General features: G+C 59.2%; 4 protein-coding genes. All 4 read right to left on the reverse strand.

Annotated elements, in window-relative coordinates; all coding sequences use genetic code 11:
• Positions 1 to 1,192 (reverse strand): amino acid adenylation domain-containing protein (locus QJQ48_RS26990; protein WP_346294331.1); only part of this gene is annotated, 1,192 nt, incomplete at its 3' end.
• 56 nt (positions 1,193 to 1,248) lie between these two features.
• A complete protein-coding gene (locus QJQ48_RS26995; RefSeq protein WP_346294332.1) occupies positions 1,249 to 3,108 on the reverse strand; it encodes a condensation domain-containing protein in 1,860 nt (619 codons plus the stop codon).
• Between the two features lie 41 nt (positions 3,109 to 3,149).
• Complete coding sequence (locus QJQ48_RS27000; protein ID WP_346294333.1) at positions 3,150 to 4,955, reverse strand: fatty acyl-AMP ligase; 1,806 nt, start codon at positions 4,953 to 4,955, stop codon at positions 3,150 to 3,152.
• Positions 4,956 to 5,010: 55 nt separating this feature from the next.
• Positions 5,011 to 9,783, reverse strand: a complete 4,773-nt coding sequence (locus tag QJQ48_RS27005; RefSeq protein ID WP_346294334.1) for an amino acid adenylation domain-containing protein — start codon at positions 9,781 to 9,783, stop codon at positions 5,011 to 5,013.
• Between the last annotated feature and the right edge of the window lie 61 nt (positions 9,784 to 9,844).

Below are 9,844 nucleotides of genomic sequence, written 5' to 3' on the forward strand. Positions count from 1 at the left end.
GGTAGCCACGGGCTAAGCCAGCCCCGCCGAGGTAAAGCTCGCCGGGAATGCCGACAGGCACTAGCTGCTGATACTGATCCAAGATGTAAACCTGGACGTGGGGCAGCGCCCGACCGATGGGCAGCTTCTGCCAGCTGGCGGCATCAGCGCCAGACTCCGGCAGGGCAAACCAGGTTGCCACGATCGTTGCTTCCGTCGGGCCATAGGTATTAACAAGCTGAGGCCGGGACTCCAGCTGCTGCCAGAGGCTGACCGGCTCTGACAAAGCTGGTTCGCCGCCAATGATGACCAGGCGCAAAGTCTGGGGCAACGCTAACTTGGCAGCGGCCAGCTCAGTTACGAGCTGATGCCAGTAGGCAGTAGGCAGATCGAGGACCGTGAGCCCCCGGTCCTGGCAGTCTTGCAAAAACTGAGAAACGCTGCCTAACATCTCATCTGTTCGCAGCACCAGCGTCCCGCCTGCAACCAGGCAGGGATAGATCTCCTCGGCAGCAGCATCAAAGCTGATGGAGGCAAACTGCAGCACCCGCTCGCGCGGCCCGATTTTATACCCGGCAACGGCCTGGGTCACAAAGCTAGCGAGGGCGCGGTGCTCAACCATTACCCCCTTGGGATGGCCTGTAGAGCCAGAGGTATAGATGACATAGGCTAGATTCTCCGGCTTGACGCCGCTGTCAATCTGGGCAGAGGACATCTGAGCGATCGCGGCTGCGTCCCCATCCAAACAGACCACAGCAGTCCCCTGAACCGCTAAGCTGGCAGCCAGCGACTGCTGCGTCACCAAAACGGTCATTTTGGCGTCTGCCACCATGAAGGCCAATCGCTCGGCCGGATAGTTGGGATCGAGGGGGACATAGGCGGCTCCGGCCTTGAGAATACCAAGCAGGCCCACCACCATAGCCAACGAGCGTTCAACATGGAGGCCCACCAGCGTTTCGGGGCCAACGCCCAAAGTTCGTAAGTAGTGAGCCAGCTGATTGGCGCGGCCGTTAAGCTGCTGATACGTCAGGGATTGGCCGCTGTGCTCTACGGCGATCGCCTGGGGCGTTTGCTGGGCCTGGACTTCAAACTGCTGATGCACGCAGTCAGCCCCAATGGCTGCGGTCTGGGCCTGCTTTTGCTTCAGGCGTTTCTCCAACAAGGCTCGCTTAGTAGGAGAAAGATTGGCAAGTCGGCTAGCTAGATCAGTCATGGCGCAGGTGGCAGGGTTGAGTTGGCTTTAGGCATGGATCATTTAGGCAAAACCGTTTAGGTCGAAGTCTGATCGTGCAGCAGCTGTTCGACATCCGTTTCTGACAGTCCTTCCAGTTCAGCCAGCAAATGATCGATCTCGGCAGCGGCAGTCACCGATTCTGCTAGCCCAGAAGCAGAAACCAACGGTATAGGCTCAGCCGCAGCATCCTCCAAAAGCTGCGCCCGCTCAGCCGAACTGAGGAGCGGCAGTTGGGCCAGAGGCTGCTGCGGTTGGGCAACCACCTGGTTCAGCAAGGTTTGAAAATGCTGCACCATGCGAGCAAGGGTAGCCGCTTCAAACAAATTGGCGTTGTAGCCCATGAAGCCCTCCAGCCCCTGAGCCGTTTCATTTAGAGAAAGGGTCAGGTCAAAATTGGCCGGAAACTCTTCTAGGTCAACCGGCGTAATCTTTAACCCCGGCAGCTCTAAAGGACCCGCCGGCAGATTTTGCAGCACGAACATAACCTGGAATATGGGGTGATGATTGAGCGATCGCTGCGGCTGCAAGACTTCCACCACCTTTTCAAACGGCATATTGTGGTGATAGGCCGCTAGAACGGTCTGCCTGATTCGCTCTAGGAGTTCCTGAAAGCTGGGATTGCCGCCCAAATCAGCCCGCAGCGCTAGCGTATTGACGAAGAACCCAATCAGCGGCTCTAGTTCCCGGCGGTGACGATTGGCAATGGGGGCCCCAATCACAACCTCTGGCTGATGGCTATAGCGACCTAGCAGGACTGCAAACGCCGCCAGCAGGGTCATAAACAGGGTGGCTCCGGTCTGCTGGCCCAAGCGCTTAAGCTGCTGGGTCAGCTTGGCCGTGATAGCAAAATTGATCCGACCTCCCTGGAACGCTGGCGTGGCTGGCCTCGGGCGATCGGTTGGTAACGTCAGCCGCGAGGGAGCATCGGCTAGGTGTTGCCGCCAATAAGCCAGTCCCTGCTGCAGCCTTTCCCCCTGCAGCCACTGCCGCTGCCAGTAGGCGTAGTCAGCATATTGAATCGATAGCGGTGGCAAAGGATGAGGCTGGCCCTGAGCATAGGCCGAATAAAGCGCCATCACTTCTTGCATAAAAATGCCGACCGAGCCACCATCCGCCACCGCGTGGTGCAGCGTAATCAGCAGCCGATACTGCTCGATCGCGGTTTTGAGCAACGTCACCTGCATCAAAGGGCCTTGGGATAGGTCAAAATGATGCTGCGCAGCTTTTGCTGTTAGCTGCTGCACGGCGGCAGTGCGTTCGGCGATCGCCAAGTCTGTGAGGTCAATCAGGGATAAATCGCTTGCCTGGGCCGGGTGAATCACCTGAACCGGCTTGCCATCGACAGCGGCAAAGGTGGTGCGCAAGACTTCATGACGCTGTATCAGCGTGGTGAGGCTCTGCTGGAGCGCGGCGAGATCGAGGCTGCCAGCAATCTCTAAAACCAGGGAGAGATTGTAAGCAGTGCTACCGGGATGAATTTGATGCAGTAGCCACAGTCGCTGCTGGCTAAAGGAAAGGGGCAGGGGAATCTGTCGAGAAACGGGTTGAATAGGGGTGAGCTGCGCCGCAGGGGCTGCCAGCCCGCTGCTGTGAAGATGCTGGGCCAACGCCTCAATTGTGGGATAGTCGTACAGCAGGGTCGGGACAAGTTCGCGATTAAGCCAGTCTTCTAGGTCACCGCTCAGGCCCATGGCCAGGGCAGAATCCAAGCCATAGCGATCGAAAGGAACCGTCTGATCAATCTGGTCAGCGCTGATCTCTAAAATGTCGGCTAAATAGGCAGTTAGCCAGGCCCGAATTTCTGCCACCGTAGGCGCTGTTTGGTCTGCCACGGGGGGATTTAAGAGAGGTGGGGTTTGAGTCAGGGTCTGAGCAACCTGCCGATTGTCTTGCATGACTAAGCTCCTGGAGACGGGGGCAAAAGCTGAGGATTTTACTACGGAAGAGAACTGGCTGACAGCGTGGCTAAAGCTTGGGGTGCGGCTGGATAGTCAGCCTGGGCACCCCAGTGTTCAACTGCGGCTAGACTGCCTGTGAGAAAGGCGGCCCGGCAGGCATAGCGGCGAATCTTACCGCTGGAGGTTTTAGGAATGCTGCTGGGTTTGACTAAAACTGCTGCATAGATCTGGAGGTTGTGCCGAGCCGCGACGGCTTGGCGAATGCTGTCTAATACCTCTTGCAAGCTAGGCTGCCGTAAATAGCGCCGCTCTAGCTCATGGACAATCACCAGACGCTCGCTCTCTGCGCTCAGGACTGAAAAGGCCGCTCCACCCCCGGCTCTGAGGGCGGGGTGACTGTTTTCTACCGTCAGCTCAATGTCCTGGGGATAGTGGTTTTGCCCCCGAATAATGATGAGATCCTTGAGTCGCCCGGTCACAAACAGAGCGCCGTCCTGTAAAAATCCCAAATCGCCCGTCCGCAGAAAAGGGCCTTGAGGGGGAGTATCAGCCGTAAAAGCCTGAAATGTTTCAATCGTCTGTTCAGGGCGTTGCCAGTAACCTAGCGCCACGCTGGGGCCAGCCACCCAAATTTCCCCAACTTGGTCTGGGCCACAGCGGCAGCGCGTATCTGGATCGACAATGCAGAGAGACTGATCTAGCCAAGTTTGACCGCAGGCGACAACGGTTTGAGTCATTGGCGACTGGGGAGGTGAAACAACCCGGTTTTGCGTCAGCGCCAGCGAATCTACAGTCTTGGTCACGGTTGGCGACTGGGGCCGTCCGCCTGAGATGAACAGGGTTGATTCCGCCATGCCATAGCAGGGATAAAAAGCGGTGCGTCGAAAACCGTAGGGCGCAAACACAGCGCTAAAACGCTCTAGCGTCTCGGCCTGAATCGGCTCGGCACCGTTAAAAGCCATCTCCCAGCTACTGAGATCCAAACCGGCCCGCTGTGCTGGCGTGGTTCGGCGTGAGCACAAGTCATAGGCAAAGTTGGGGCCGCCGCTGCTAGTGGCCCGATAGCGGCAGATCGCTCTCAGCCAGCGGATTGGCTTTTGCAGAAAGTCGGCAGGTGACATCAAATAGCAGGAAATCCCCAGGTAGAGGGGCTGCAAAACGTTGCCAATTAGCCCCATATCGTGAAATAGAGGCAGCCAGCCCACGAGCACCGTGCGATCGCTGAAACCCAACGCCGCTTTAACGACCCGCTCGTTGTGCAGAATATTCTGATGGCTGACCTTTACGCCTTTTGGATCGCCAGTCGAGCCGGACGTATACTGCAGGAAGGCCAGGGTATCGCGACTAATTGCCGGTTGCTGCCAGCCAGGGGCCGCTTCGAGATCAACGCTGTCAGTCGCTATCCACTGCAGTTGCGACAATTCAGCGTCCTCAGAACAGAGCTCGCGTATGGCAGCCAAAAGGTGAGTGGTCGTCAGTGCCCACCGGGCTTGGGCATTAGTGGCGATCGCCTGCACCCTAGAGAGCTTTTGATGACGGCGGGGAGGATAGGCCGGAACCGCAATCACGCCAGCATACAAGCAGCCAAAGAAAGCCGCGATAAATTCCAGCCCGGAGGGATACAGCAAGATCGCCCGCTCACCGACCGCTTTGAACGGCTGTAGATGAGCGGCGATCGCCCGCGCCTGTCGGTCTAACTCGCCGTAGGTGAGGCTCTGCGCCTCGGTTCCACTGCTGTCTAGAAACGTATAGGCCCGCTGCTGACCTTGCGTAGCAGCCCGATAGCGTAGAAGTTCTATCAGGGTAGAAAACTGTGGTTGGAGCTGTAATTGGGAGTTGCACATTGACGATCCCTTGATGAATGGCTTGGCTGCGGCTGATCAACAAACAGATTTGGGGTCAACTGGCATCGCTGAGTAGCTGTTGGGCTTCTGTCTCCGACAGCTCAGCTAGCTCAGCAATGAGGCGATCGATGTCTTCATCAGGCGCGGGAAGTGCCTGACTGTCATCCTCGGTCAAAGCCTCGCTGTAGGCGCTGGCATAGCGGCCTGCTAATAGCTGCTGCTGCTCGGCCGCGCTCAACATCGGCAGCTCTGAGAGGCGCTGGTGGGGACTGGCGGCAATTCCGGCCAGCAGGTTTTGGAAATGCTCTACCAGGCGGCCAATGGTAGCCGCCTCGAATAAATCGGTGTTGTACTCACAGATGCCTTCGAGCTGCGGCCCTTTTTCCTCCATGATTAGGGTTAAATCAAACTTGGCGGTGGCATTGGCCCAGCCTTCCTGTTCTAGCAGCGTGAGGGTCAGCCCTGGCAGTTCTAGCTTTTCGCTGGGCAGATTCTGCAGAATGAACATGACCTGAAACCAAGGTGAGTGGCTGAGCTGGCGAGTCGTTTGCAGTTCGCTCATCAGCTTTTCAAAGGGAATGTCCTGATGGGCATAGGCGCCCAGCGTCTTTTGTCGCACCCGCGTCAGCAGCTCTAGAAACGGCGGATTGCCCTGCAGGTCGATTCTGAAAACCAAGGTGTTGAGAAACAGCCCGATTAGAGGCTCAAGCTCACTGCGATCGCGGTTAGCAATGGGAGAGCCGATGGCGATGTCGCTCTGGTCGCTGTAGCGAGAAAGCAAGGTGGCAAAGGCTGCCAGCAGGGTCATGAATAGAGTCGTTCCTGACTGTTGGCTGAGCGCTTTCAGCTTCTGCGTCAAGTCGGCGCTGAGGCTAAAGCAGCTATGGGCTCCCCGGAAGGTCTGCACCGAGGGGCGGGGCCGATCAGTCGGTAAATCCAATACGGGCAGAGGATCGGCCAGTTCTTGCCGCCAGTAGTCAAGCTGAGTGGCCAAGACTTCGCCACTGAGCCACTGCCGCTGCCACTGAGCAAAATCAGCGTATTGAACGGGTAGCTCAGGCAGGGGAGAGGGAGCGTTCTGAGTGAATGCCTCGTAGAGCGCTGCCAGCTCCCGCACGAAAACCACCCGCCTGGACCAGCCATCTGAAACAATGTGGTGCAGGTTAATCAGCAGGACATGGACATCGGCAGCCAGGCGGAGCAGACTGAGGCGCAAAAGTGGGCCGCAGGCTAGATCAAAGGGGCGCTGAGCCTCTGCCATCGCTCTCTGTTTGACCTGAGAGGACTGGATCTGCGCTGGTAGATCTTGCAAGTCTACAACTGGAATCGTGATCGGCAAATCGGCGGCGATCGCCTGGATAGGCCGACCCTGCACGGTGGGAAACGTAGTGCGCAGACTTTCATGCCGTCGGACAATTTCAGCGACGGCCTGCTGCAGAGCTGCTACGTCTAAGTGCCCCACTAGCTGAACGGCTGCCGGGACATTGTAAGCAGCGCTGTTTGCTTCTAGCTGATCTAAAAACCACAGCCGTTCTTGGGCAAAGGAGAGCGGTAGCTCCGACCCGCGCGGCCTGGGCTGAATTGCAAAAGCCCCCGGCTGACCGCCTTTATGCTCAGCGTCAATATACTGGCCTAGCTCAGCGATGGTCGGCAGCTCAAAGCACTTGCTCAGTGGTAAATTAAAGGCAAAGACTTCTCGAAGTCGAGCGATCGCGCGAATGGCCAAGAGAGAATGGCCGCCTAGCTCAAAGAAATTGTCATGTCTGCCTACAGCAACTGCCAAAAGTTCTGACCAAACAGCCGCCAGCAATTCCTCGGTTTGCGTTAGGGGCGCTTCTGGGACAGTCCCAGGGCCGCTGGCAAGGGTCTCAGGGAGGGGCAAGGCGCGCCGGTCTAGCTTGCCATTGGGCAGCAGCGGCAGCGCCGCCAACGGCACAAAGACGCTCGGCACCATGTACTCCGGCAGCCGCTCGCGCAAAAAGCGCCGCAGCTCTCTGCTGCTGACACCGCCCTCAGCCGCTACCCCATAGGCCACCAGCCGCTGCCCCCCCTGCTGGTCAGCCACCGCCACAACTACCCCCTGCTGCAGCCGAGGATGCTCAGCCATAGCCGCCTCCACCTCCCCCAGCTCAATCCGAAAGCCTCTGACCTTCACCTGCCGGTCCATTCGGCCCAGAAACTCGATGTTGCCATCGGCCAGGTAACGCCCCCTGTCCCCGCTTCTGTACAGCCGCGCCCCCGGCTCATCACTAAACGGGTCTGCCATGAACTTGGCCTGGTTCAACTCTGGGCGCTGCAGATAGCCCCGCGCCAAGCAGGCCCCGCCAATGTAGAGCTCACCAGCAACCCCAATCGGCACCGGCTGCTGCTGGTCATCGAGGATGTACACCCGGCAGTTGGCCAAGGGCCGTCCCAGCGGCAGTTGTTCCCCCTGCCACCCTGTTTCAGCCAGCGGCATCCGGTAGCTCAGCACCCCCACAGTCGCCTCAGTCGGCCCGTAGTGATTGACAATCTGACAGCCTGGCGCTCTGGCCTGCAGCTGCCTCAGCCAGACGCCGCTGGCGGCCTCCCCCCCCAGAATGAGCTGGCGGCGCGGCAGCCCCCGCTGACCCTGATCCTGACCTTGGCCCTGACACTGCAGTGCCGCTAGATGGGAAGGGGTAATCTTGAGCAGGTCTATGGCCTGCGTTTCCAGATAGTCGCTGTAGGCAGCGGGGTCGCTGAGCTGCTCTGCGGAGAGCACGTGGACGCAGCCGCCGCTGCAAAGAGCCGGGAACAAGATGGTGTAGCCCATGTCGGCTGCTATCGATGAGACCAGACCCCAGCGCAGGCCGCTCTCTGGCTGCAGGCGCTCCAGGATAGCGCTGGTATAGTTGACAATCGAGCGGTGTTCGATGGCCACACCCTTGGGCTGGCCGGTCGAGCCAGAGGTGTAGATGACATAGGCCAGATTGCTGGGCTGCAGAGTAAGGGCAGGATTCTCTCGTGGCTGCTGGCAGAGCTGCGGCCAGTCAGCATCGAGGCAGAGGCACGGTAGCGATGGCAGCGCCAGGCGATCGCTCACAGCCTGCTGGCTCACCAGCACTGAAACCTCAGCATCTGCCAGCAGCGAGGCGAGGCGCTGGGCTGGCTGGCTGGGGTCGAGGGGCACATAGGCGCCCCCGGCCTTGAGGATGCCCCACAGCCCTATCAGCAGCTCTAGGGAGCGCTCTAGGCACAGAGCAACCCGGCTTTCGGGCCCGACACCGAGCTGCTGCAGGGAATGGGCGAGCTGATTGGCTCGCTGGTTCAGCTCTGCGTAGGTCAAACTCTCAGCGCCGTAGACAACCGCTAGCGTCTCAGGCGTTTTCTCGACCTGCGCTTCCAACAGCTCTGGCAGATAGGCGGCGGCAAAGTCTCTTTGGCTTTGGTTCCAGCCCTGCAGCAGCTGCTGCCGCTCTGCGGCCGGCAGCAGGGGCAGCTGCTCGACACGCTGCTGCGGACTGGCCACAATCGACCGCAGCAACTGCTGGAAGTGGCCGCTCAGCCGCGCTATCGTGGCCGCCTCGAACAGGTCGGTGCTGTAGCGCCACATGCCGCTCAGACCCGCTGCCGTCTCTGTGACAAACAGGGTCAGGTCGAACTTGGCGGCGCTGCTCTGCTCATCTGCTATCGGGGTCAGCTCCAGCTCTGGCAGGGTCAGCGCCGCTGGCGGCGTGTTCTGCAGCACCAGCATCACCTGGAACAGCGGGCTATGGCTCAGCGATCGCTCAGGCCGCAGCTCTTCCACCAGCTTTTCAAACGGCAGGTCTTGATGAGCATAGGCAGCCAGGGCGCTCTGACGTACCTGGCTCAGCAGCGCCTCGAAGCTGGGATTGTCTTCAAGGCGGCTGCGCAGCACCAGGGTGTTGACGAAGAAGCCAATCAGCGGCTCTAGCTCTGGCCGGTTGCGGTTGGCGATGGGAGAGCCGATGGCGATGTCTTTCTGGCCGCTGTAGCGAGCGAGGAGCACGCTCAAGGCGGCGACTAGAGCCATGAACAGGGTGGCGCCGCAGCGCTGAGCCAGCTGTTTGAGCTGGGCGGTGAGGCTGGCATCGAGGCAGAAGTGGCTGCGGGCGCCGTGGAAGCTTTGGAGGGGTGGGCGGGGCTTGTCGGTGGGCAAGGGCAACAGGGCGGGTAGGCCAGCGAGCTGCTGCCGCCAGTAGGCGAGCTGCTGTTCGAGTCTTTGGCCCTGGAGTGACTGTCGCTGCCAGTGGGCGAAGTCGGCGTATTGGATAGGCAGGGGGGGCAGGGGTGAGGGCTGAGCCTGGGCGAAGGCGCGGTAGAGGGTGGCTAGCTCGTTGATGAGGAGGCTCATGGACCAGCCGTCAGCTACGATATGAGGCATTGTCACCAGGAGCTGAGACTCAGCCGCTGCGAGCTGCAGCAGGACAACTCGCAGTAAGGGGCCACGGGCTAGATCAAAAGGCTGCTGGGCTACCGCAGTCATCCACTGCTGGACTGCAGCCAACCGCTGCACCTGAGATTTGGACTGCAGGGCAACAACTTTTAGTCTGATAGCTGTTGCGGCCTGAATTACCTGTATTGGCCCGTCTTGGCCCTCTACCAGCGTCGTTCGCAAAATTTCGTGACGCCGAACTACCTCAGTTAAACTCTGCTCTAGCACGTCTAACTGCAGTGCTCCCTCAATGTGCAGAGCACGAAACTCGTTATAGGTAGCGCTAGGCCCCTCTAGCTGATTTAGAAACCAGAGCCGCTGTTGTGCAAACGAGAGGGGCAGTTCTTGGCGGCGTGAAACAGGCTGAATTGAGTCAGCCGTCCCATTGCCCCCAGTTTTGATTCCTCGCAAAAATGAGAGAATTTCAGCCTTATGGGTAGCCAGTTCAGCTCGTAGGGTCGGCGTTAAAACC

The sequence above is a fragment of the Sphaerothrix gracilis Ecp01 genome (assembly GCF_030405905.1).
In the GTDB taxonomy this organism is placed as follows: Bacteria; Cyanobacteriota; Cyanobacteriia; order Phormidesmidales; family Phormidesmidaceae; genus Sphaerothrix; species Sphaerothrix gracilis.